The organism is Bradyrhizobium sacchari (genome assembly GCF_002068095.1).
Classification (GTDB): Bacteria; Pseudomonadota; Alphaproteobacteria; order Rhizobiales; family Xanthobacteraceae; genus Bradyrhizobium; species Bradyrhizobium sacchari.
Genome location: NZ_LWIG01000007.1, coordinates 282150 through 305738, shown reverse-complemented (window position 1 = coordinate 305738; position 23589 = coordinate 282150). Strand labels below are relative to the sequence as shown.

General features: G+C 59.8%; 15 protein-coding genes and 1 pseudogene. 13 read left to right on the top strand and 3 right to left on the bottom strand.

Going from position 1 to position 23589, the window contains the following annotated elements; genetic code table 11:
- Positions 1 to 32: 32 nt before the first annotated feature.
- The gene (locus A5906_RS07815) at positions 33 to 3176 is read right to left on the bottom strand and encodes a tetratricopeptide repeat protein (RefSeq protein WP_080134658.1); all 3144 of its coding nucleotides are present in this window, start codon (positions 3174 to 3176) and stop codon (positions 33 to 35) included.
- A 256-nt stretch (positions 3177 to 3432) separates the two neighbouring features.
- Here A5906_RS07815 and A5906_RS07810 point away from each other — a divergent pair, with 256 nt between their 5' ends.
- The 10 genes from A5906_RS07810 to A5906_RS07765 all read left to right on the top strand — a co-directional run bounded on the left by A5906_RS07810 (position 3433) and on the right by A5906_RS07765 (position 15469).
- On the top strand, positions 3433 to 4350 hold the full coding sequence (locus A5906_RS07810) for an AAA family ATPase (protein WP_245326628.1): 918 nt from the start codon (positions 3433 to 3435) through the stop codon (positions 4348 to 4350).
- A gap of 3 nt (positions 4351 to 4353) precedes the next feature.
- Complete coding sequence (locus A5906_RS07805; protein ID WP_080134656.1) at positions 4354 to 4836, top strand: hypothetical protein; 483 nt, start codon at positions 4354 to 4356, stop codon at positions 4834 to 4836.
- A complete protein-coding gene (locus tag A5906_RS07800) occupies positions 4833 to 5339 on the top strand; it encodes an HORMA domain containing protein (protein ID WP_080134655.1) in 507 nt (168 codons plus the stop codon). The genes A5906_RS07805 and A5906_RS07800 overlap by 4 nt, the downstream gene beginning before the upstream one ends.
- Positions 5339 to 6238, top strand: coding sequence for a CBASS oligonucleotide cyclase (locus A5906_RS07795; protein ID WP_080134654.1), 900 nt, complete (start codon positions 5339 to 5341; stop codon positions 6236 to 6238). The genes A5906_RS07800 and A5906_RS07795 overlap by 1 nt, the downstream gene beginning before the upstream one ends.
- 90 nt (positions 6239 to 6328) lie before the next feature.
- Positions 6329 to 7798, top strand: coding sequence for a dsDNA nuclease domain-containing protein (locus A5906_RS07790; RefSeq protein ID WP_080134653.1), 1470 nt, complete (start codon positions 6329 to 6331; stop codon positions 7796 to 7798).
- Positions 7799 to 8851: 1053 nt separating this feature from the next.
- Complete coding sequence (locus tag A5906_RS07785; protein ID WP_080134652.1) at positions 8852 to 10186, top strand: NtaA/DmoA family FMN-dependent monooxygenase; 1335 nt, start codon at positions 8852 to 8854, stop codon at positions 10184 to 10186.
- 30 nt (positions 10187 to 10216) lie between these two features.
- A complete protein-coding gene (locus A5906_RS07780; protein WP_080134651.1) occupies positions 10217 to 11905 on the top strand; it encodes an ABC transporter substrate-binding protein in 1689 nt (562 codons plus the stop codon).
- Complete coding sequence (locus tag A5906_RS07775) at positions 11902 to 12864, top strand: ABC transporter permease (protein ID WP_080134650.1); 963 nt, start codon at positions 11902 to 11904, stop codon at positions 12862 to 12864. Before A5906_RS07780 ends, A5906_RS07775 begins: the two co-directional genes overlap by 4 nt.
- On the top strand, positions 12861 to 13742 hold the full coding sequence (locus tag A5906_RS07770; RefSeq protein WP_080134649.1) for an ABC transporter permease: 882 nt from the start codon (positions 12861 to 12863) through the stop codon (positions 13740 to 13742). The genes A5906_RS07775 and A5906_RS07770 overlap by 4 nt, the downstream gene beginning before the upstream one ends.
- The gene (locus A5906_RS07765; protein ID WP_186465156.1) at positions 13739 to 15469 is read left to right on the top strand and encodes a dipeptide ABC transporter ATP-binding protein; all 1731 of its coding nucleotides are present in this window, start codon (positions 13739 to 13741) and stop codon (positions 15467 to 15469) included. The genes A5906_RS07770 and A5906_RS07765 overlap by 4 nt, the downstream gene beginning before the upstream one ends.
- Before the next feature lie 744 nt (positions 15470 to 16213).
- Here the strand turns inward: A5906_RS07765 and istA are convergent.
- A pseudogene (gene istA / locus A5906_RS07760) lies at positions 16214 to 16920 on the bottom strand (IS21 family transposase); the annotation flags it as partial.
- Between the two features lie 280 nt (positions 16921 to 17200).
- On the opposite strand from istA, the gene A5906_RS07755 reads away from it, so the two are divergent.
- A complete protein-coding gene (locus tag A5906_RS07755; RefSeq protein ID WP_080134648.1) occupies positions 17201 to 18082 on the top strand; it encodes a PhzF family phenazine biosynthesis protein in 882 nt (293 codons plus the stop codon).
- 141 nt (positions 18083 to 18223) lie between these two features.
- Here the strand turns inward: A5906_RS07755 and A5906_RS07750 are convergent, their stop codons facing one another.
- Positions 18224 to 18715, bottom strand: a complete 492-nt coding sequence (locus tag A5906_RS07750; RefSeq protein ID WP_080134647.1) for a hypothetical protein — start codon at positions 18713 to 18715, stop codon at positions 18224 to 18226.
- A 247-nt stretch (positions 18716 to 18962) separates the two neighbouring features.
- Between A5906_RS07750 and A5906_RS07745 the strand changes: the two genes are divergently transcribed.
- Together A5906_RS07745 and A5906_RS07740 are read left to right on the top strand one after the other, a co-directional pair.
- Entirely contained in the window at positions 18963 to 22016 is a 3054-nt protein-coding gene (locus A5906_RS07745; RefSeq protein ID WP_080134646.1) for an ATP-binding protein, read from the top strand.
- 332 nt (positions 22017 to 22348) lie between these two features.
- A complete protein-coding gene (locus tag A5906_RS07740; RefSeq protein ID WP_080134645.1) occupies positions 22349 to 23560 on the top strand; it encodes an OpgC domain-containing protein in 1212 nt (403 codons plus the stop codon).
- The last annotated feature ends 29 nt before the right edge of the window (positions 23561 to 23589 follow it).

Sequence of the window (23589 nt, the reverse complement as noted above, 5' to 3'; positions counted from 1 at the left end):
TTTGGGCACGGCTGTGTGCTCAGTCACGAGTTTCAATTGGGATTGAGCTTGGCCGCTATACGTTTCGATGCTGGCGCATTGTTCGCGATGTCCATGGCGACTTCCATCACTTCCTTGGCCACAATGGGAGTATCACCGCGCCTGATCCGCAACGCGACAATCAAAGGTTCCATGGTTGACCCAAACTCGTCATTCTCAAGAATGCTTCTTACGCGATCCCCGTGACCAGCCTCGGCCACAGCCATGGCCGCGTCTACGAACATGGGGGTAAGCTCGCGCTGCTTAGGCAGCTCTTTCAAAGCAAGTTCCAAGTGCATCTGGGCTCGATTTGCCTCGTTATGGCTGAGCAATGTCCGGGCTAGAAAAAGGTGAGCCTCTGCGTAGGACGATGACAAACGTATTGCTTCCGACGCGTCTTCAATCTGACTCTCTAGGTCATCCTGCCGTAGGCGCGCGCGCGCTAGCAAGCAACGGTGATCGGACGGATCAGATGCCATCGCGCGAGCGATAAGGTCTTCACCCTCTTCCCGATCTACGAAGCGCGACAGACCGGTAAGCGCGTGAATCCCATCCTCTCGCTGTTCGAGTGCGCTTCGATAGGCGCGTCTCGCGCTGTCCGAGTTGCCACTTCGTGCCGCGATGTCGCCCTCAAGCACGGAACAGCAGTAGCAGCGTGTATCGCCAGCAAACCACTTCGAAATTTCCTCTTGGGCAGCAGTTTCTTCGCCCCGGTGGACGAGAAATTCGGCAAGGAGACGTACGGGCGAACAGAAGCGATCTTTTTGAGCAAGCACGACGGCCCTGCGGAAGGCCTCTTCGGCTTCAGAGGAACGCTTGGGCTGTTCCTGGAGGAGTACGGCTAATGTGAGCCAGCCGTGAGCATCGTCAACAATATTGATTGCCTTACGCGCGTAGGCTTCCGCGAGCGTCTTGTCACCAGCCGCGCTTGCAAGAAAGCCCGCACTTGTCCACGCATCGCGATCGTCGTGGAGCCGCTCCACAAGGTCCTTGGCTACCTCAATGATGCGTCCGGGCGGTTCGCCGCTCCGCTGCAGTGCACGAGCGTAACTAACGAAGACCATAGGATCTTCTGCACCGAACGCGATGGATTTCGCGAGCGCCTCGGCAGCATCCTCGTCGCGGCTATCCCGCGCAAGGAGGAAGGAACCGAGATCAGCCCAATGGCGCCAATCCTGCGACCGCATGGCGACGCGACGAAGCACGTCGAAACCTTCCTGCTGCCGGCCACTATCGCTCAGCAGTTCGACGAGCGCCCGTCGGCTTACGAATTCCTCGTCCTCGTCGATAGCCGCGCGCAATAATTCTTCGGCTTCCCTGGCGCGATTCTCCTCCTGCAAGACACGTGCATAACCGGCGCGAGTAGTGTCTGTCAGCGCATCGAGCGTGGCGGCCTTTTCATAAAGTTGAAGCGCTAATTGGCGCTGGCCCTTTTTTTCTTTAATTGCGGCGAGCTCCGCAATGGCCATGCCATACTCAGGTTCAATATCGAGAGCCATCGCAAAAGAAGCTTCAGCCAAATCCGTCTCGCCGGCGATAACGTGAGCCATGCCTTTGATCGTGGGCCCCCACGGATTCTTGGGGCGCAGCCGGATGACCTCCTGAGATGCTTTAATCGCTTCCTCTGCTCGATCTTCGCTTATGTAGAGAACAGCAAGCTTCATCCAGGGCGCAACAGCCTCTGGACGGAGTTGAGTGGCTTCGGAGTAAAGCTCAATTGCCCTCTCAAGGTCGCCGTCATCCGTGAATTGTTGAGCTCTGCCTAAGAGTGCCTGCAGGGCGTTGTCGACGCCCCTGGATTCAGTTGCGGGCAACGCTGCATTCGCCCGGGCGCTTTCCGCCGTCGCTTTTTGATGTGCCGTAAAAGAAGTTAGAAAGTCGGGAGGCGTTCGCTCTAGAATACTCGTGCGGACTAAAACCGGTGCGCGTGCAAGGATGGCATCATAAAAAGCGTGGTAGTCCATTCGGCTGTCAGGACCAACCGAACAAGCTTCGCGGGCGAGGGTAGTGGCCGTGTCGATGAGCTCATCTCGATCGTAGTAATCCGTCATAAATGACACGAGCGCACGCACGCGGCTGGAGGGGTGGCTTCGACGCCGCATGAGGTAATAGATGTTGAAGAGACGCTCGGAGGCTGAATAGAGCGCCGTTTTGCCGTATCCAGGGCTCTTAATGACGGCGCCACGCTCTGTCAGACGTGAGAGCATCGCCGATGCCGTATTCGTCGTCACGCGAGCGGCATCAGAAACTTGTTTTGCAGTGGCTGGGTCCCACGCTTCTAATAGCGCCGCAAAAATCTTTCGCTCGGTTGGAGGGAGGCTATCAAGCTGGCTTTTGAAATATTCGGTATTCTGGTCGATAAGGAAATTTAAGTTCTCCATCAAATTATGAAGCGAAGGCGATCGCATAAATTCCGCAAGAATGTGAAGCAGGCGCGGGCTGCCGCCAGTTAGGATTTCCAGCGGGCGAATGCGCTCTGTTTTTATGTCTTGCCGAGTAAGTGCATTCCAAAGCGCGCGGCACTCTTCGCGCGAGAGAGGCTTCAAATCCAGTCGCAGGAAATCTCTCGGTAGGGCGACGTTTTCTTCCGTAACAAGTTGGGAAACCGAAGTTGCGAGAACACCAAAACAATCTGCGTCGGAGAGACGTTTCAGCAAATCTTTCGCGCCGGAGCCAATTTGATCATCAAGGATAGTTTGGAAGTTTTCGACGATGATCAAAAGGCGCTTTCCAACGCGCTTAGAAAAAGCACGCAATGTCTTTAGTGCAATATCGATCAGATCCTTCTCGCTTTGGGGAGACAGAGCCTGCTCGTAGGCATCCTTTATGGTCCGATCATCCGATCGATCCTGAAGGTGAAAAAGGCATTCGAGAAAGAACTCACCCGGTGTTGTAATGGCGTAGCTCTCTTCGCCAAAGAAGACTGGATGCCAGCGCGCGCGAAGAGCCGGATCGCGATTTACTTCTGCCAACACGCGGCGGCACAGGGTGGTTTTGCCGGCGCCGCGCGGCGCCACGATCAACACGCGAGGCGGGATTGTCGCGCCTTCCCGAAGCGGCCCGAGGACTTGAGCGAGGTCTGCCTTGCGTACAATGAAGTTCTGAACGGACTCGTCGTCCGATTGGAAGCCGGGATTGAATCTGTACGTCGATGGCATCTAAGTGACTGAACTGGCGGGCATTTTATGCGCTCCCACGGTTCGGTGCACACTGCACGGAGAATACATGCCAGCAAATCTGTTGGCAAGCCTTGCGAATCGAGAACTCGCGATTTATGGTTCCCAGCAGATTTGTTGGGAGCGGGTTGTTCGAATTATGCGTCAATACGAGCCTTGGGCTGACCCTCGACGGGTTGGCGACTCCCAACTGGGCCCTCTCGCTTGCGAGAACCCGCAACCGCAACCGGAGGCAAATGTGACGGCCCAGTTGAAAATTCTCGCCGCTGAAATCGAGCTGCCCAAGGGTATCCAGCGCATACTTCCTCTCCCAGACGACGGCCTCGGCGCGCTTTGGACCTCGATCATCCTTGATCCGGCGGTCAAGCAGAAGCTGTTGGCTCAGGCCGTCCTGAATTTCTCGATGCGGAGCAAAGTCAGCCGCAACGTGCTCCCGCTGCATGGGGTGATTCTGTTGGTGGGGCCGCCCGGCACGGGCAAGACCTCGCTGGCGCGCGGCCTTGCGCATCGGGTGGCCAAAGCGTTCCCCAACGACAAATTCCGGCTGATGGAGGTCGAGCCGCACCAGCTCGCGAGCTCATCGCTGGGGAAGAGCCAGCGGGCCGTGACCGAGTTGTTCGCGCAAGCCATCGCCGAAGCTGCTGCCGGCGGGCCTGTTGTTGTGCTCCTGGATGAAGTCGAGACCCTGGCCGCCGATCGCGCCAAGTTGAGCATGGATGCCAACCCCGTTGACGTGCACCGTGCCACCGATGCGGTGCTAGTTCAACTCGATGCGCTTGCCGAGCGCTATCCGAACCTCCTGTTTGTCGCAACGAGCAACTTCCCGCGTGCGGTAGATAGCGCGTTTACCTCCCGCTGCGACTTGATCCTCGAAATCCCGCTGCCAAACAAGGAAGCCTCTGCCGACATCCTGAAGGATTGCCTCATCGGCCTCGGCGCCTTTTACCCCGCGATCGGCAAGCTGGTGAACGCGCCGGGATTTGCGGACTGCGCAGCGGCATGCGTCGGCCTGGATGGCCGGGCGATCCGCAAGATGGTGGGTAGCGCCATTGCCACGAACCTTGAAACGGCTACCGCGCCCGGGAACCTGACGCTCGCGCAAATCCTCGCGGCTGCCAAAGCCGCGAAGGCGAGCCGCGCGGCCGCGGAGTGCTGACCCATGAGTACCGTTTCCCGCCGCACCTTTGTCAGCACACCGGCGCGCGATTCTACCAAAACCTGGCATGCGGTCGTCGACCTGTTGGCGCCTGGCGCCACGCACCCCGCACGCAAGGAATTGCTGGATGTTGTGGGCATCGCTGCCAGTATCATCTCGGATCGGTCGCCGAAAGATCACGCGATCGTCGCGACCTGCGACGGGCCACGCACACGCGTTTACTGCCTTTTCGATGATGATGCCGTGGATGGTTCGGACGCGAACGAAGCCGCGCTCGGCTACGATGCCCTGAAGGGCGATTGGGCGGTTTCCTTGCCGTGCGATCCCGACGAACTCGACTGGGTGCAGCGCGCGCTCAAAAAGCATAGCTCGCGTATCACCGCGCGTGAACTCAACGCCAGCGTAGCCGCTGACCAAGACGAGCCGGCGGCGGTGACCGCACAGGTCTCGCTTGTGCCTGACCTCAAGGGATTGCTCGAATCATGACCGCAGTCGCCGTATCCGTTTACTCCTACACGCACTCGGTCACTTATGTGGCCGAAAATATCCTGAAAAGCCTCAAAGACATCATTCGCCTTAGCGGGCTCGATCCGGCCGCCTTTGTTGAGGACTGGGACTTGTATATGCGCGGGGTCAATGGCTGGCTCCAGTCGGGTGATCTTCAAAGCGTGATGCTTGACATCTATAACCCCAAGAATGGCCAACTCCTGTTCCAATGGAAGATCGAGATTTCCTATAGCTGGACCGGCGGCGATGGGAGCTTCTGGACTGACACGGAAGCACTCAAATACGCAATTCGCAAAGCTGGGCTGGCTCCGAGCGAAGCGAAGTACGAGCTATGGCTACAAAACAAGCCGGGCCGGCACGACATCGCCGGCTGGGGCAAGGGGACCGTGCGGTCTACCGAAGGTATGATTCGCCAAAGTGTGGGGACGACCGTCGAGCATAGCGGCCTTAGCGGCAGCACGTCGTATTTGAGGAGGGCCTGATGCTCACGACCAACGAAGCGTTTCGCAAGTTCAAGAGCAAGCTGGAGCTGAACCAGCGCGAACAGGACAATGCGTCCTCTCGTGAAAAGGAAGTCCGCAACTACCTGGACACGAAGTTTTCCATCAGCAGCGACTTCCTAACGGGTTCCTACGCGCGCTGGACCAAGACTAAGCCGCTCAAGGACGTCGACATTTTCTTTGTGCTTAACCCGAATAAGCACGACTATCGTTCCAAGTCGCCTTCAGTCGTGCTCGCCGACTTCCACGACGCGCTTGTCAAGAAATACGGGGATAAAGCCGCAAAGAAGCAAGGCCGTTCGATCAATGTCGACTTCGGTGTGCATGTTGACGCGGAGGACAACACCGACTACCGGATTATGAGCGTGGACGCCGTGCCCGCCTTTGAGGCCGGTGGCGATTACGAGATTCCGGATAACGATCTCGGCAGGTGGATCAAGACCAACCCAAAGACCCATGCTGAAAAAGCCACAGCGGCTCATCAAGCCTATTCCAGCGAGTGGAAGGGCCTCGTTCGCATGGTAAAATATTGGAACAACAACCCCAAGCACGGGGAGAAGCCGGTTAAGCCGTCTTTCTTGATCGAGGTGATGGCCCTCGAAGTGCTTCACGGCGGTTTCGGTGGGAGCTTCGACCGCGAGATTCAAGGCTTCTTCGCGACGCTCGCCGACCGCATCTTCGACACATGGCCGGATCCGGCAGGGCTGGGGCCGCCGATTAGCGACGGCATGGACCAGGCCCGAAAGGAGCGCGCACGTACGCTCCTGCGTGCAGCCGAACGGGATGCTGCATTTGCTATTGATCTGAGTCGCAAAGGACGCCAGGGCGACTCGCTAAAGGCTTGGCGAGCATTGTTTGGTCCTAAGTTCCCGATCTCGTGAGATTGCATGACCACAATCGGCTCGGAGTTAATAATGGCTGATGCGATGGTATCGAGATTGCGCGGCGACAAGTAATAGGCGGAGTGGCGAATGGGCAAAACCACCTCTGGATCGCCGGATGATAAGGGATCGCTCCTCTCGCCCGAGGCGATGGGCGGGATTAATGCTGGTAAGGGCTTTGATTTCCAGACCCGCTATACGGTGTGCCACCTGCCGATGTGGCTACAGGATGGCACCTTTCACCAGCTCTTCACGGAAGGTACGGGCGACATCGACATCCGTTATCTTGAAAACGGAAAGTCGCGCCGAAAGCACATTCAGACCAAGGACCACGACGTCGCGCCCGCCGAATTCAAGGAGGTCATCGCGACGTTTCGTGGTTTTGAGGCGGATATGCCAGGCGTCTATCAGGAATTCCGGCTGGCGTGCCCAAGTCTTTCGCCGCAGATGCGGCCTGTTGAAACGGGACTTTCTCGCCTCCGGAACGCCAAGCCTTTCTATGACGACGAGCCTTCGGCACTCGCGCAGACTCAGCACGGCGTCGACGAGCGCATGCGGAACGTGGGTCTGAGCGACGAGGACATCGCCTTCATCCACGCGAAAGTTTACATCGACGTCGGCTATGGCTATCTGGCGCACGATGAGAAGGCGCTTGATCACTTCATCGGCAGGATCCTCGACCACCCTGAATTCGCAAGTAAGATTCGAGCGATGGTTCTGCCCGCTTACGATGCTTTGCTGCGCAAGATTGGCGCCAGCAAAGGCGTCGTCCTGGACAAGTCGTCGCTCGAGACTTTGTTGCGTTCTGCGGTTCTCACTGACTTGTCCGCAGAAGCCAGCGTTACGCTCTGGGTTCACAACTGGACGAAGGAAGCATTCACACCGCCAGCGGACTACGAGTTGGATTGGACGCCTCTCTTTGACCGCGGGTCGCGCAAAGTGCCTTCGCCCAATGCCTGGACAAATGAACTTGTCCCGCAACTCGATGCCTTGAGGAAACAGATTATGGCAGCGGGCGCCGTGCGTACCATACGGTTCCGCGGAAAATGTGCCCTCTCAACCGGCATCGCTCTCGGCGCAACCTTCCCGGCGGTGGGCAGCTGGGCGTTCGAAATCCCGCAGCCGCCCGCAAAGGATTTTTGGCGCTCGGACGCGACGCCGACGCCCGGTTACGTCCTGCAGACGGAAATCACCGAGGCCGACCCAAGTGGTGCCGATCTCGTTCTTGGCTTGAACATTCGTGGCGATGGCCGCACGGATGTCATGCGGTACGTTGAGTCCACCGGTCAGGCGCCTAATGCGTTCGTATTCATGGCACCGCCGAGCCAGGGAGCGCAGTCCATCGGCGGCGATGGCGACGCCGTCGCTATGGCAATGGCCGTCCGGGAAGAGCTTGGCAAGCTGCTGAAGGTCCGTCAGCTCCGCACGACCAGGCTGTTCTTCTATGGGCCGTTCGCACTTTCGGTCTTTCTCGGCCAGCAACTTACTTCGGTCGGAAGGATCCAATTGTTCGAGTACCAAGACCCCAGTTACGTTCCAAGCTGCCTTTTGAAAACCTAACCCGCTCATTGCGTCCCTTCCATGCCCCCCGGAAAACGACCAGAACTGATTAGGCTTCAAAGGCATTCGAAGAGGGCTGGGAAGTCTTCAGATCTCTCGCTACCGATTTTATATTTTTTCCAAAAGGCTATTTCGACGGATCGGACATTCAGAAAGCCCAATCACCAGATTATGTTTTAGCAGTATTACAGTCGATACGATGGCTCCGACGATGGAACCGGCCGATTGTACAGCAATATGCAAGCAGGCAACTTCGCCATAGGGGCTGCCAGTTCTTTCGCAATGGGTTGATGGAAGGCGAGCCGACAGCACACTTTGTTCGCATGGCGCAGCGGGCCGGCGACCTCTTTTGGAAGAAGGAGTGCGACCGGATCAAGACCCAAGCCATCGCCACTTGGGGCCCTATCAACCGGTCTCGTCGCTCCACTTGGTCCCGCGTAAGCGTCGCTATGCTCACGCTCCTGCGGGTGCCACTTCTCTCAAGGCGATGCGCCCCGGCGCACGCCCAAAACGTTAACGAGCAGAGCCGATCGATACGGACAGCCGATCGGTGATCTCTTGCAACTCTTTGCCCCGATGATGGCTCGGTTTTTTGGCGACCTAGAAACTTCACAGCCCGAGGCGCCATCATCTTGCCAGGCCAGGGCGAGCAGCAATTCTGAGCGGCTTCCGTCCTGAACATCAAAACGCGTAAGCTTGATTGCGACACGATCGCGCCCTTCAGTTCCGGGAGGCATGCGCCTGAGGTACAATCGTTTTGCGCGGGGCACAGGTTGGGCTGCGTCGCTCCACCTATGCGACTGCAAACCAGAAAGATGGGACTTCTCAGTTACGGAGTTTATCGTTCCGCGCGGTGATGCATCCCCAACAAAAATCAATTATCCGGCGGCACGAAGCGAAACAGGCATTCTTATTTTTCCTGCGTGGTTGACGCTGGTCGGCTCCTCAACAATGTTGAAGCGCCATGACGCGCTCATGGCTACCGAAGATTGAGAAGAGTGCGATGACGTTTTTGAGCTTCCGGCTTACCATTACCCGTGGCGGATATATCGTATGACGTCGCCGCTTGAACGTGAGCTTCACCTTGGCCTGAACCTGCATGGCGCTGGGGGTCATGCAGCAGCGTGGCGGTGGCCCGGAAATCCTCCTGGAGCATTCTACGATATTGAGCATTACGTGCGAGCCGCAAAGCTCGCCGAGCGTGGAAAGCTCGACGCGGTTTTCCTCGCCGACACGCCAGCGCTCAATCCGGCAATCGACAAAAGCCCGCCCCTCAATGGCATCGAGCCGACGATTACGCTTGCTAGCATCGCACGAGAAACAAGATTTGTCGGTCTGATCGGCTCGGCATCCACCACGTACAACGAGCCTTATAACCTCGCGCGCCGATTCCAGTCGCTTGACGTTGTCAGTGGCGGCCGCGCGGCCTGGAACGCAGTTACGACATCCAATGTCTATACGACGAGGAGCTTCGGCGGCCACGAGCAATCCCGTGATGACCGTTATCGCCGCGCTGAAGAATTCGTGGAGGCCGTGCGAACCCTTTGGCATAGCTGGGGAGAAGGCGCCCTTATTCTGGACCAAGCGTCCGGGCGGTTTGGTGATCCGAGCAGGCTGCGGACGACGAGGCATGCCGGCGAGTTCTTCGACATCAGTGGGCCCCTGACACATCCGGGCTCAAGACAGGGGCGGCCGGTTATTTTCCAAGCCGGCGGATCGGATCAAGGGCTTCAGTTTGCGGCGCGAAGCGCCGATGCCGTGTTCTCATCGACAGGCAATTTGGAAATCGCCTTGCGCGAGGCCGATCGCCTCAGGTCGTTTGCTTCTCAACATGGACGAAGGGCGCCCCTTGTCCTGCCGGGCGTCGTCACGTTCGTTGGCGGAACGGAAGAGGAAGCCATCAAGCGCAAGGCAGAGCTTGACGACCTTATCAACTTTGACGTTGCCCTTGATGCGCTGTCCGGTCGTTTCGGTATTCCTGCCGAAAGGCTGAAGATCGACGAACCAATCGACCCCAACTTACTGCCGCGACATGCGGACGCGGCTTTTTCCATCGGCCAGTATCGCACTGTGGAAGCGCTCGTGCGCTCCGGCAAAACCGTCCGCCAGATCATCGTCGAGGCGCCTGCTTACGGTCACCGGGTGCTGGTCGGATCGCCGGAGCAGATTGCCGCTTCCTTCGAAGAGTGGTTCCGCTCTGGCGCGGTGGACGGGTTCAACGTCATACCGGATGTTCTGTCCGACGGCACGCCTGCGTTCGTCGATCATGTTGTTCCCATTCTGCAGCGGCGCGGCCTGTTCCGTTCGGACTATCGCGGCGAAACGCTGCGCGAGCATCTTGGCATTCCTCTGCCGGGCGAGCGCACCGAGCAGGTCTCCGCCGCCTGAGTTCTTCTCCCTTCACATTCGGAGCTTATCATGTCTAAGCCGGCTGCCGTTCGTTCGGCGTTTCTTCTCAAAGATCTGAAGTGTCGTCTGAAGTCTCACGCCGCAATCATCGCCGTCGCGATGTCTGGCCTTACCATAGCGGATGCCGTGAAGGCGGAAGATGCTTCTGCTGGCAAGCCACAATCGGGCGGGATCATCCGGTACGGTCACTTCCAGGAACCGCCGTGCCTCTATGGTGGCTGGGTGCAGCAATGGTACCTGCAGCGTCAATTCAGCGACAATCTGGTCGCCAGGGCTGAAGACGGAAGGATCCTGCCTTGGCTTGCGACCGCCTGGAGCGTTTCGGATGACCGAAAAACCTACACCTTCCAGATCAAGCCCGACGTCAAATTCACGGACGGGACTACTCTGGACGCCCAGGCGGTCGTCGATAACATCAATGGATGGCTGAGCGACAATCCGGAGCTGGAGAACCCCACAGCCGGCCCTTATCTCAAGGGCGTCTTCGAATCCGCGGCGGTGACCGGGCCGCTGACGCTCAAGATCACCTTGAAGACGCCATTCGAGCCGCTGCTGAATGTCTTTGCGCAGTCATCGCAAGGTATCCTGTCGCCGAGAGCGCTGAAGAGCGGCAAGGCTGTGAACTGCGAAAGCCCGGTGGGATCAGGTCCGTTCATCGTGGAGAAATGGAATCGCGGCAAGAACGTCATATTTCGTCGAAACCCCAACTATAATTCGGCGCCGGCCACCGCCAAGCATCAAGGCCCAGCCTATGTCGAGGGCATCGAGTGGCGTTTTCTCGCTGACCCCACGATACGCTATGGCTCGCTTCTGACCGGCGAATCCGACGTCGTCTATCATATCCCGGCCGTCAACTGGCAGGACGCTAATTCCCACTTCAAGATCGTGCGTCACCTGACGGGTGGAACGCCGCTTCGGCTTGCGTTGTACTCGGAGAGACCGCCGTTCGACGACGTACGTGTCAGGCAGGCTTTTGCTTATTCCTCCGACCGGCGTGCTGCCGTGCAAGCGGCCTTTCTCGGCTCGCTGCCCTATGAGGGCAATTTCGCTTTGAGCCAAAGTTCCCCGGAATATGTCAGCGACCTCTCAAAATCCTATTCCTATGACATCGAGAAGGCGAACAAGCTGCTCGATGAGGCCGGCTGGACGGAGCGCGATGCAAACGGCATCCGAGCTAAGAACGGCAAGCCGCTGATCATACGCATCACCTACACCAACGCCTTTTCGCCTCCGGATGGCGATCAGGTCCTGCAGATCATCCAGCAGCAAGCAAAGGCTGCAGGGTTCGACGTGCGCCTCCAGCCCACCAACCAGGCTGATTTCTGGGCGGGAAAGAATTTTGGTCCAAATGACTATGAGATCGTTCCCCTGTATTGGGTTGCGCCCGGCGCCGAGATCTATCGGATTTCGTACAAGCCGGACCTGAATGGTGTACGCAATCCCTTCAATCCATCCCGCTATCAGGATGTGCCGCTGTGGGACATCATCCAGAAGGCCGAACAGGCCGCTGACAAGGCGCAGCGCATCGCGCTTTATCAGCAGGCCGAACGGCGGATCGTCGAGAACGCGCCGTCCGTGAGTTACACGATTTTGGATGTCACCCTCGCTTTGGCCGATAATGTGAAGGACATCTGGCTCGACAGCGGGTCGGTGGGCGAGCCCGTTTTCTCGGACGCATATTTCACCGGCAAGAAATGAATGCGGTGAAGACGATAGGCAATCGAAGCTTTTGGCTGGCGCGGCGGCTCTTGTCCGGCCTGATTGTGGTCTGGGCCGCCGCGACATTCACCTTCTTTGTGCAGTTTCTGATGCCCGGAGAACGCGCCCAGATCATCTTCAACGCAAATACTGGAAACGTGGGAGAGATTCCTCGGGACCAGCTGCTCGCCATCAACGCCAGATATGGCTTCAATCAACCCGTCATCGTGCAATACGGAAAGTATATAAGGGATGTGATGCACGGAGATCTTGGGCAGTCTTACGTTCAATATCAACCTGTCACGGACCTGATTGCGCGCCAGATCGGACCGACGATTGCACTCGCCTTTGCCGCGATGTTGACTGCTTGGATCATCACCATCACGACTACAGTTCTTTTCGCCGGGCGTGACAACATATGGTCCAAGGCGCTAGGCGGCTTTCAAGCCTTCCTCGCAACACTCCCGCCCTATTGGCTGGGGACAATCCTGCTGGTCGTTTTCGCGATCCAGCTTCGCTTGTTTCCTGTCGTCGGCGGCAACACGCTCATGGGCCTCGTTCTGCCGACGATGGCACTGGCCCTGGAAATCTACGGTTTCCTTGGTCAAGCGGTCCTGAGTGAATTCACGCGGGTTCTTGATCAGCCTTTCATCACTTCATCAAGAATGCGCGGCACAGGAGATTTCAGTGTCCGCCTGCGCCACGCTCTGCGCCATGCTGCCTTGCCCGGGATTACCCTTTCTGGCTGGATCATAGGCAAGCTGCTGTCCGGCGCGGTATTGATCGAAGCGGTTTTCGGCCGCCAGGGGCTGGGCGGCGTCCTTGTCACGGCCACGTCCACACGCGATATCCCGGTCGTCTCAGGGGTGATTCTGGTTTCAGCTGCGCTGTTTGTCGCTACCAGCTTGTTCGTGGATCTCACGGTGCGGCTCATCGATCCCAGGATGAAAGAGGCATGAGTTTCGCCACTAGCTCCGCCGGACATGCAAAAGCGTTCATAATTGCAAGAGTGCTGACGGGCGCCCGTAGGTTTCCGATTCCGGTCTATGTCGCGGCTTTCTTCACCGCCTTCTTCCTCGTCGCAGGGATGGCGCCGAAACTGCTTCAGACGCATGACCCGTTGGCGCTAGGCTTGATGTCACCTCTCAAGGCCCCCTCAAGGGCGCACTGGCTGGGGACAGACCAGTCCGGACGGGATCTCTATTCCCGTATCGTGGCGGGGACAGGTCAGTCTCTCTCAATTGGGCTGGGTGCGACTGCGCTGAGCCTCGCCATCGCGCTCATACTCGGCGTGACGGCGGGCCTGTCTGGGGGCTGGATCGATAATGTGCTCAGCCGGCTGTTCGACGCCTTATTCGCTCTCCCCACTCTGTTCCTTGCGCTTCTCTTCGTTTCGTTGTTGGGCACCTCGGTCTCGACGCTGATTATCGCCGTCGGCATTGGAACATCGCCAGGATATGCACGCATGGTGAGGGTGCAGGTTCTGAGGGTCAAAGCGACCGGATATGTTGAGGCGGCAAAGGCGTTGGGCCATTTGCCCAAGGATATCCTGTTCAAGCATATCTTGCCCAACGCAATCAGCCCACTTGCGACAATGTTCACGCTGGGTATCGGGCAAGCCATCATTTGGGCATCCGGCCTTTCGTTTCTCGGCTTAGGAGTAGCGCCCCCGTCATCAGAATGGGGCGCATTGCTCAATGCTGGGCGCAACTACGTGATCTATGCATGGTGGCTCGAGGTCATGCCCGGGATTGCCATCGCTGCCTTCGCGCTCTCAGTGACGGTTCTCGGCCAGTACGTGCAGCAACGCCTGGAAAGAAGGATCGAGCTTCCATGAACGTGACCTATCCCGCAGCCTCTTTCAGGCAAGATGCCACACTGCCCCCGGTGAGCTCCCCGTTGCTCACGGTACAAAACCTCAACGTTTCCTTCGGGCCGGCGCATTCGCGGCGAGCTGTGGTAAAGGGAGTCTCCTTGACGGTTGAGGAAGGCCGGTGCGTCGCGATCGTCGGTGAATCGGGGTCAGGCAAGAGCGTTACGGCTCGGACGTTGGTTGGTCTTACCGGGGCGCGTTCTCATGTCCAAGCTGACCTCCTGACTTTTCAGGGAAAGAATATCGATCGCCTGGGGGACGAAGAATGGAGAGCTTTGCGCGGCAAGCACATCGGCTTCGTGTTACAGGACGCGCTGGTGTCGCTCGATCCGCTAAGACCGGTTGGCAAGGAGATCGGTGAAACACTGCTTGTTCACCGTGCAATCAGGACACGCGCAGACTTGACGGAACGGGTGGTTGACCTTCTGAAGCTCGTGGGCGTGCCCGAGCCGGCGGTCAAGGCGCGGCAGCTTCCACATGAGCTGTCCGGGGGGCAGCGGCAAAGAGCCTTGATTGCGACGGCAATCGCTCTTGATCCAGCTCTTTTGATCGCAGATGAGCCCACGACCGCGCTGGACGTCACGATCCAGGCGCAGATCCTGGATCTGCTCAGCGAAACCCGTGAACGGGGGAAGGCCATGATCCTCATCAGCCACAATCTTGCCGTCGTGTCGCAGATGGCCGACGAAGTCATCGTGATGCGACACGGCGAAATCGTCGAGCATGGCTCGGCAGAACAGATTTTTGGTGATCCGAGACATGATTATACCCGAGGCCTTCTGAAGGCGATCCCATCCGTCCGGTCGCGCGGGAGCCGTCTTTCGTCCTCTAAGGCGCCGCGCTTCATCTCGGCTGAAGGCGAAGAGGTCAGAGAGCTGACCCAATCGGATATCGCACAGCGTAGTAGGCCGCTGCTTGAGGCGGAACGGGTCGTCAAGCGCTTTCGTGGACCAGATGGCAAGCTACGTACCGTTGTCAATGATGTCTCGTTCAGCCTCGGCCATGGCGAGACGCTCGGTATAGTCGGAGAGTCAGGGTCTGGGAAGACGACTGTCGCACGCATGGCGCTCGCGCTCGAAATGCCTGATGAAGGAGAGGTGACGCTTCAAGGCGCGCCGTGGACTGCAGCGACGGAGAAAGAGCGCCGCCACCGGCGATCGGATATCTCAGTAATCTACCAGGACCCTCTAAGTTCATTCGATCCGCGCTGGACCATCGAGCGCGTCATTGATGATGCCTTGGCAAGACGCCGGGGAGATCCCCTCGACAGAACCAGTCGACAATCCGAGGTCAGCGAGCTGCTTGATCTTGTGGGCCTGTCGCCGAGCTTCAGGACCAGGCGCCCACTCGAACTGTCGGGAGGTCAACGCCAGCGGGTTGCGATCGCCCGCGCGATTGCTCCGCGCCCCAGAATCATCGTGTGTGACGAGCCGGTCGCGGCACTTGATGTATCCATTCAGGCGCAAATTCTCGATCTGCTTGGCGACCTCAAGTCTCATTTGCGCGTCAGCTATCTATTCATCTCGCATGATCTCGGGGTCGTGCACCACCTGAGCGACCGTGTTCTTGTCATGAATCATGGCGAGGCAGTTGAAGCCGGCGGAGCAGACGAGGTATTTTTACGGCCTCGGCAACCCTATACGAGAAAGCTGGTCGCGGCCGTTCCACAATTGCACTTCCAGGCGGCGTAAGTCCCACAAGGCAGCCGCTTCCTCATCAGCTCAGCGCGAGGCTGAGCGCGCGGGCCAAGCGTTGTCGAAGGCGGCTATGTCGGGCCGTGGCTCTCCCATGCATGCATCCGCGCTAGCGGAAACCCGTCCCCTGTTTGGCATGCACCAATACGACCCGACGATTGGGTGCATCCGCAAAAATGAAGTCCGCGCTTTCTTTGCTCCTGTCGTCACAGACGCATAGTGACGGGTCGTTGAATTGTTCAGGCTGGAACAGACTAACCCAATCGGACGAGAGCTTTAACTTCTTCGTATCGAAACCGCCTTTTCAGCTATCGACAAGACCGAACAAGCTCGCGGGATCATAGTTATCATTGGAGACTGATGCTTTCGACGGCGTGCGCGAGCACTCGCGATAGCACCTGCAGACCATAGTCGGCGGTACGCGGAGTGTCTGACCACTTGTCATGCCAACGGCGAATGAGCGGCCGGATTTTTTCCGGTCGATCGAATTGAGCTATGCGTAGGTCGCCAAAATGATCGAGGATACGGTCGAGCCATTTTCCCCCTTCCTCTCGCGTCGATGGCGAAAGCTTCTTGAACTCGCGGCTTTTGTAGTCCGACCACGAAGCGAAAACGGGCCTTGTCAGGCGTGCGCCGGTGCTCCACCGCTTCGTTGTAGGAAGCGATGAATTCCGGCGATCCAGGTTCACCTCGCGGCCGTGGCCCACCTCGCCAAGCATACCGATAGGTACGGCCCTTGCGCACCAGGCCATCGGCGATCGTCGCTCTCACCGTCTCGCCGATCAGCCGCCATGGCACAGAGTAGGCGTTGCCATCGATCTCGACCGCGCAGTCGGCCCGCACGCGCCGGATCAGATCACGTGCGGCCTGGAAGAGCGTCCTCCCGACGATGGGATTCAGCGCATGCGCCTCAGCGCGCCTGAAGCGCTCCATCGGTGCTTCGCCAGTCGTGCCATGCTGGCGTAGGTCGGCGATCTCCCGCGTCCAAGCCTCAAGGTGCGCCTCAAAGGCTTCCCAGCTCGGGAAGCTGCGGCCGGCGACCGCGTTCCGCTTGACGTAGCCGACGCCATTCTCGGTCTTGCCCTTGGTGCGCGCCCGATATGGCGCGCAGGCCCGTGGCCAGAAGCCCCAGTGATTGGCAAACGCGGTCAGCTTGTCATTGAACACGATGGTGCGCGTGGCGGCATTGTGTTCCACGACCAGCGCACGCGCATTATCGAACAGCACTTCCTCGGGCACGCCGCCAAACTTCACGAGGCGCTTTCCAAGCCATCGAACCAGCTCTCTTGCCGTTCGTCGCGGAATGCCCTGACATGGTGCCGGCGCGAGTAGCACAACGTGGCGACGAACAGGTAGGCACGAACCTTGCTGCCGCCGATCTCGACCAGCCGCTCGCCAAAATCGATCTGCAGCTGTTTGCCGGGCGGTGTTTCGAACCGCACCGTCGCCAGCGCCTCAAGGGTCGTGAGCAGTGTCGGCATCATATGCGATGGCAAGAAAAATCAATAACTTAGAGGGTGTTCCGTGACGTACAGAAACTAGGCTCCCAGGTCGGGATCGTTCATGCCACGGGCCAGGGAATTTCTTGTTCTACCAATCGCAACAATCGGGTGTTGCGCCTCCCCGCAACCAAATTCGGATTGACCGGATCCGATACGAAAACGGCCCGCTTGATGCGGGCCGTTTTTGTTTTCAGAGTGATGCGGCAATCGTCAGGTGAGCTATCCAATGACCGAGGTCGAGCTCGTCAATGTGTTCACGCATATGGGGCGTGGCGGCAATCCGTGTCCGATCGTCGTGGACGCCTCGAACCTTGCGGACACGGCAATGCAGTCGGTGGCCCGACACTTCGGTCACGAATCGGGCTTCGTCCTGCCGGCAGCGAGCCCTGACACCGACTATGCCTTCCGCTTCTGGGTGCCGCGCCACGAGATGGAGATGTGCGGTCACGCGACGATCGGCGCGCTGTGGCTGCTCGCGACCAAGGGCTTGTTGTCCGGCGATCAGGTCCGCATCGAGACGCGCAGCGGCGCTGTGACAGGCTATGTCGATCGTGGCAGCTCGGCTGAGCCGTCCGTCGAGATCAGCCAGCCTGTCGGCAAGGTCGTCGATCTCTCGCGTGCCGAAGAGGAAGACGTTCTGTCGGTGCTCAAGCTGTCGCGCCGCGATCTGCTCGACCTGCCCATCCAGAACGCCGTCACGTCGCGCGTGAAGACGCTGATCCCGATGAAAGGCGTCCGCGAGCTCAACGGACTGGTGCCGGCCCCCGCGCGGATCGAAGCGTGTTGCGGACGGATCGGGTCCACCGGTCTTTATCCCTACGCCGTGGACCATCAGGGCGAACGGCGCTTCGAGGCGCGGCAGTTTCCGAAATCGTCGGGCTATCCGGAAGATGCCGCCACCGGCATCGCCGCCGCGGCGCTCGCGTTCGGACTGCTCAGGAACGGACTGGTCGAACGCGACAGCGAAAGGATCACCATCATGCAGGGGCGGGCCATGGGGGCGTTGTCCGAGATCCGGGTGCGCCTCGGCTTCGCTGGCAGCAGGCCCGTTGGCTGCCTGCTCGGCGGCTCTGTGGCGCGCGCAGAGTCTCATGTCTTGCAGTTCTGAGCAGACGAGGGCCGTGGCCGGTTGAAAACGTCACCTGCGGCGGCGCGCCCCGACAGCTGCGACCACGCCGCGGCGCGGGCAAAACAAAACGCCCGCGCGTCTTTGGTGCACGGGCGTCAATGATTGTCAGAATGTTTCTGATCAGCCCCTGTGCGGGCAGACCATCGTCAGATGGAGCAGCGTCGGCTTGTCCGAGCCCTTCTTGTACTCCCACTCCAGCCGGATCTCGTGCCGGTGGGCGAAGGCATCGCTGGCCGCGTGGGTGATGATGTTGGTCTTCATCGGGATCGGCGGCTCGGAATTGAAGCACTTCCGCACGCACGCATCGAGCAGGTCGCATCGCGTCAGGGGGATCACGCCCGGCTCATCCCTGGAGAGGGGGACCGTGTTCGGCTGGGTACTGAGGTCGAGACGAGCCCGGCCCTTCTCCTTGTGCCAGTACTTGGCGCTTCCCTCCGGCCACTTCGAGGCCGGCGTCAGAATCAGATGGTACTGGCCGTATTCCAGGGTCGGCAGATCGATGTCGTCCGATGCCTTGAGCTTCGCCACGCTCTTCTTCATGTTCGCCAGCGGGTAGTAGTTGCTGTTCATCAAGTCTCTGAACTGCTTGCCGTTGTAGGTCTTGGTGCCCATCGCCCCATTCCTGTAATGACTTCGCTGCCCCGGGAAAATTCTGCAAAAATAGCCGCCCCAGCGGTGCTCTGGCGCAGCGAAAAACTCATGCCTCGTTACTGATCGATTCCGGAAAGTACCATCGGCGGCTGTGCTTCGTCTAGCAAGGCAGCAGAGCTCATTGCTAAGAAGTCCTCGACTGGTAATCTTGGTATCCATCGCTCGCGGGGATGACCAACCATCTTCCCGAGACATTGAAGGCGCTCGAATGCACTGTTTGACGTGTAAGTCGACGATCGATCAAGCTGATGATCGGTGCCCAAAATGCGGTGCCGCGGTCCACCGGCGGGAAGACCCAGAGAGCGAGCGCAGGTTCGTCACCATTCTTCGCGCCGATGTGATCGATTCGACAGGCTTGGTCGCGGAGCTGGAGCCCGAAGAGGCCGTCTCGCGGCTTGAACCTGCACTCGCAGCCATGCGAGGCGCGGTGCGCCAGTTCGGCGGTATCGTCAGCAAGGAGCTGGGCGACGGGCTGGCTGCCGTATTCGGCGCTCCGATCGCCGACGACAATCACGCTCCGCTCGCCTGCCACGCGGCGATCGAGCTGGTCCGGCGCGTTGTCGGCCTGGGTGATGCCGGGCTGCAGGTTCGGGTCGGCCTCCACTCTGGCCATGTCGTCGCCTACATGGTCGCGAGCGAGTTCTCCAAGGTTTACGAGATCGGTGGCGCTGCCCAGCATCTTGCCGCGAGGTTGGAGGGGGCGGCCGAGGCCAATCAGATCTATGCGTCGGAAGCCTGCCAGAAGCTTGCGGAAGGGCACGTCCGTTTCGACTTTCTCGGTCGCAAGGCGTTACGTGGATTCAACGAACCGCTTCCCGTGTACCGGCTTCTGGGCGCCAGTGATCTTTCAAGCTGGCGGGTGCGCCGCGCACGCAGCGTCTCGCGGTTTGTCGATCGCGCGACGGAGCGCGTGCTGCTGCGGCGCGCTGCTGAAGGGGTTGCCATAAATCGTCAGACGGTTTTGTTGATGGGCGATGCCGGGATTGGAAAGTCCCGCCTGGCACATGAGTTTGTGCAGGACCTCCGCGCCAGCGGCTGGCGGTTGATCGATGCGGAGTGTAGCCCGAATCTCCAGGGCGCCCCTTACAGCGCCCTCAAGCGAGTGTTGCAGTCAATCCTTGACGCTGCTGCGCGAGATCCAGCAAGGGCGGACGATCTCAGAGATGCGTTGCCGGCGATACAGCAACGAGCCGTTGATGCCGTGTTGGACCTGCCGATTTCCGATCCTCAATGGGACGAATTGGGGCCTCACGCGCGCGGGCGCGCAATCTCAGATGCGAGCTGCGCGCTGGTCGAGGCCGTCGCCCGTCGCCAGCGTACGGTCCTGCTGATCGAGGATGTGCACTGGATCGACCGGGCCAGCGATGCGGTCGTGGCCATCCTCTCTGGGCTGCAATGCCCTGATCTGCTCGTGCTACTGACGACCCGGCCGAATGGAATGCCAGTGTGGATCGCGCGCTGTCAGGCCGAAATCGTTGCGATCCGGCCCCTCGACGACGATTCGGGCCGCGCCATGCTCGCGGAGATGCTTGGACCTGCGACGTCGAACGCGGACCTGAAGAACCGGATCATCTCTCACACGGCCAACGTTCCGTTGTTCATCGAGGAGGTCTGCCGCAGTCTGAAGGACAGCGGTATGCTTCTCGGCCAGTGGGGCGACCTCTCTCTGGCCCGTCCTATCGATGAGCTCGGCATTCCCAGCAGCATTCAGGGCGTGATCGCGGCGCGGCTCGATCGCGTGTCACGACAGGAGCGATCGCTGCTCCAGATAGCCGCGGCGCTTGGACCCCGGGCGAACCAGGCCATGCTGCGGAAAGTGGCGGCCTTACCGGAAGACGTCTTTCAGGGTTGCCTTACGGCGCTCGACCGGGCGGAGCTGCTCGTCAGGATCGATAGCGAGCTCGAGGACTCGCTCGAATTTCGGCACGAGATGGTCAGGCAGGTGACCTACGATTCGATGATCGAAAAGGTGCGCGAAAGTATCCATGCAGGTATTCTCGCGGCACTCGAGACCGATGAGGCATGGGCCGATGGTCCAGACACGCTCTGCTATCACGCGACCCGGGCGAAGGATTGGCAGAAGGCGTTTCTCCACGGCAAAGGAGCCGCGCTAAAGTGTTTCGCGCGCTCGGCGTTTGCCGATGCGGCCAATTATTTCGTGATCGCGATGAATTCTCTCGACAAGACGGACCTGACTCGTTCGCGGGAGGCAAATGCGATCGATCTCCGGCTGGAGGCGCGTTTGGCATTCATGGCATCCGGTCAGGTATCCGAGTGGCTGGATCACGGAAAGGAAGCCGAGCGGCGCGCCGACGCGATCGATGATATCGAGCGTAAGGTTGCTGCGATGACAGTCTCGGCTGCGGCCCAAAACTTCTATGGCACGCCTGCCGAGGCAGTTGCGATCAGCGAGGATGTGATCGTCCTTGCAAAGAAGTGGGGCAATCTCGGCTGGCTGAATGCCGCCGAATATGGCCTCGGGCAGGCCTATTTTCTCGCGGGGCGCTATCAGGCGGCCGAGCAAGCTTTCGCGCGTGTCCGAATTCAGTTGAAGGGACCGGATTCCAGCCCACCCATTGGCACACCCCCGAAACATACGCTCCTCCTCTGCTGCATGATGAAGAGCTTCACCCACACCGTCATGGGCGAACTCGATACCGCCGAGCAGCTCGAGCGCGAAGCGGCCGCGATCGCCGAGGAGACCGGGCGTCCCTACGACCGGGTCGGTGCCGCCTACAGCGGCGGCTGGCTGAAGCTCGGCCAGGGCGATCCGGCGGCGGCCGCTGCCATCCTCGAAGACGGCTTCGTGCTGGCGCAGAAGCACGGCATCCGGCTGTTCGTGCCGGTGCTCGCCTGCCACCTCGGCATCGCCTATCTGGAGCAGGGATTGTTCGACCGGGCGCGCGGCATGCTGGCCGAGGCGCGCGAGGAGGCGAAGGCGGTCGGCTACACCTCGGCGGTGCTGCGCAGCTCGATCTATCTTGCGCTCGCCACCCACCGCCTCGGCGATGTCCAGGCCGCGCAGAACATGTTGCGCGAGGCCCGCAACACCGCCCGCCAGCAGGGCTTTTCCGGCCTCGAGGCCGAGGCGCTGGTCGGCGAGGCCATGGTGACCCCGGCCTCGGACGAGGCGAACAGGGTCGCGGTCCTGGCCGCCTTGCGCGCGGCGATCGCGATCGCCTCCGACAACGGCGCGCTGCCGCTCAAGCAGAAGGCCGAGGCGATGCTGAACGAGATGCTCGCCCCAGGGGCGACGAGCTGACCTGATCTTTGGCGTTCAACGGTTTTGGCGTGCGATCGTACCGCCACACCGTTTTTCCTGCCCAGGATGGCTCTTTTATTTCGTAATGATATCAAGGGTTTGTCGCGGCCGTTCTACTGTGCATGGGGTTGTTTTCGATGTTTTTTGAATCGGGTGCGGCTCGGCAGTGGTCGCCGCGTCGCACTGACGAAGTCCCTTGCGCGGACACAGGGGTCGGCTACCGTGGGCGGGCAGCTGGCCACAGGGTCAGGTGACCTTTTGATTTGCATTTTTTAGCATTCCATTTTGCCGGCGCCGCCATGGCGCGACGCCCACCCGAAGAGGCGGGGGCCATGATCACACGAGACCAGTCTGCACTCCTCGCACCGATCGAGCGCGATCTGCGGCTCGATCTGTTTCGCGGCATCGGGCTGTGGATGATCTTCCTCGATCACATCCCGCACGACGTCGTGGCCTGGCTGACGCTGCGCAATTACGGCTTCAGCGACGCCGCCGAGTTCTTCGTCTTCATCTCCGGCTATCTGGTCGGCTGGATCTACGGACCGATCGTCGCGGGCGGCTGGTTTCTCGCCGCGCTCAAGCGGCTGTGGCGGCGAGCGGCCGAGATGTATGTCGCCCACATCATGCTGTTCCTCCTGTTCACCGCGCAGATCGCCCGCACTGCGCGCCGCTTCGACAATCCGATGTACGAGCACGAGTTCAACGTGTTCAATTTCCTGTCGCATCCGGACGAGTTGATCGGGCAGGCGATCGTCCTGAAGTACAAGCCGGTCAATCTCGACGTGCTGCCGCTCTACATCACGCTGGTGTTCGCCTCGCCCTTCATCGTGTGGTGCCTGGTGCGCCGGCCGAACCTGACGCTCGCCGGCTCTGTCGTGCTCTATATGCTGTCGCGCTGGTTCGACTGGAACGTGGCGTCCTATCCGCCCGGCAGCCACTGGTACTTCAACCCGTTCTGCTGGCAGTTGATGTTCGTGTTCGCGGCCTGGTGCGGCATAGGCCAGGTCGAAAAGATCGCGAAATGGGTCTGGTCCAGGACGGCGATGGCGCTCGCGGCGGCGTGGCTGGTGTTCGCGCTGCTGATCGTGATGACCTGGCACGTCCATGCGCTCGAGGCCCTGGTCCCGAAATGGATGATCAAGCTGATCTACCCGATCGACAAGACCGACCTCGACATGCTGCGCTTCACGCACTTCCTGGCGCTGGCGATCTGGGTGACGCATTTCATCTCGCGCAAATGGCGGGCGCTGCAAGCACCCTGGCTGCGCCCCGTGATCCTCTGCGGCCAGCATTCGCTGCCGATCTTCTGCCTCGGCGTGTTCCTGTCGTTCTCGGCGCACTGGATCCTGACACAGTACAGCAAGGGGATCTGGGAGCAGCTCGCCGTCTCCATCGTCGGCATCGTCATCATGGTCGGCGCCGCCTGGCTGCTCAGCCGGGCCGAGCGCGTGCCGAATCTGTTCGTGAAGGTGACGGAGATCGAGGAGCCGGAGATGGCGGCCGAGAGCACCGCAACCGCCACTGTCGCCCCTGCGAGCCGCTGAAACTTCGCACCGACCGCTCTCACGGAGAG